Here is a 1,652-nt window from a genome sequence, read left to right as displayed (position 1 = left end):
GCAATACGGCCCGCGCGAATCGATGGAATACGACGTCGTGATCGTCGGCGGCGGCCCCGCCGGGCTGTCGGCGGCGATCCGGCTCAAGCAACTGGCCGCCGAGAAAGGCATCGAGATCGGCGTGTGCGTGCTCGAGAAGGGTTCCGAGATCGGCGCGCACATCCTGTCGGGCGCGGTGATGGATCCGCGCGCGATCACCGAACTGTTCCCCGACTGGAAGGAGCAGGGCGCGCCCTTGAACGTCGAGGTGACGGAAGACCGCTTCCTGTTCCTGTCCGAAAAGAGCGCGGTCACGACGCCCAACTGGGCCCTGCCCGACAACTTCAAGAATCACGGCAACTACGTGATTTCGCTGGGCAACGTCACGCGCTGGCTTGGGGCACAGGCCGAAGCGCTGGGCGTTGAGATCTTCCCGGGCTTCCCCGCTGCCGAGATTCTCTACAACGACGACGGCTCGGTGAAGGGCGTCGCCACTGGCAACATGGGCGTAGGCAAGGACGGCGAGCCGACCGAGAACTTCCAGCTCGGCATGGAGCTGCACGCGAAGTACACGCTGTTCGCCGAAGGCTGTCGCGGCCACCTCGGCCGTCAGCTGATCTCGAAGTTCAAGCTCGACGCGAACGCCGATCCGCAGGCGTACGGGATCGGCATCAAGGAATTGTGGGAAATCGATCCGGCCAAGCACAAGCCGGGTCTGGTGATCCACACGGCCGGCTGGCCGCTGAAGTCGGATACGTACGGCGGCTCGTTCCTGTATCACATGGACAACAACCAGGTCGTGGTCGGCTTCGTGGTGGGCCTGGGCTACACGAATCCGTACCTGTCGCCGTTCGAGGAATTCCAGCGCTACAAGACGCATCCGTCGATCCGCGCGTTCCTCGAAGGCGGCAAGCGCGTGTCGTACGGCGCGCGGGCGATCACGGCTGGCGGCCTGCTGTCGCTGCCGAAGACGGTGTTCCCGGGCGGCGCGCTGATCGGCGACGACGCGGGCTTCCTGAACGCATCGCGGATCAAGGGCAGCCACGCGGCGATCAAGACCGGCATGCTGGCGGCGGACGCCGCGTTCGACGCGCTGCAGGCCGGCCGTCAGAGTGACGAGCTCAACGCGTATCCGGACGCCTTCAAGCAGTCGTGGCTGCATACGGAGCTGTACCGCGCGCGCAACTTCAAGCAGTGGATGGCGAAGGGCCTGTACCTCGGCACGCTGATGGTCGGGCTCGAGCAGAAGGTGATGGGCGGCAACGTGCCGTGGACGCTGCACCACAAGCATGCGGACCACGAGATGCTGAAGCCGGCGTCGCAATGCACGCCGATCGAGTATCCGAAGCCGGACGGCAAGCTGACGTTCGACCGGCTGTCGTCGGTATTCATCTCGAACACGAACCACGAGGAGAACCAGCCGGCGCACCTGACGCTGAAGGATGCGAACGTGCCGGTGAACGTGAACCTGCGCACGTACGCGGGCCCCGAGGGACGCTTCTGCCCGGCGGCCGTGTACGAGTTCGTGAAGAACGACGACGGCAGCGACCGGCTGGTGATCAACGCGCAGAACTGCGTGCACTGCAAGACCTGCGACATCAAGGACCCGACGCAGAACATCGTGTGGGTCACGCCGGAAGGCGGCGGCGGGCCGAATTACCCGAACATGTAAC

The 1,652-nt window shown here is 65.0% G+C and carries 1 protein-coding gene; it reads left to right on the top strand.

Annotated features, from left to right (window positions below; genetic code table 11):
* Positions 1-1,651, top strand: a 1,651-nt coding sequence (locus tag WS49_RS17220) for an electron transfer flavoprotein-ubiquinone oxidoreductase (protein ID WP_059530905.1), incomplete at its 5' end; no start/stop codon positions are given.
* Position 1,652: the final 1 nt, after the last annotated feature.

Source organism: Burkholderia sp. RF7-non_BP4, assembly GCF_001521935.1.
Lineage (GTDB): Bacteria > Pseudomonadota > Gammaproteobacteria > Burkholderiales > Burkholderiaceae > Burkholderia > Burkholderia diffusa.
The sequence above is the reverse complement of the archived record's forward strand: the minus strand, read 5'-3'. Positions and strand labels throughout refer to the sequence as shown.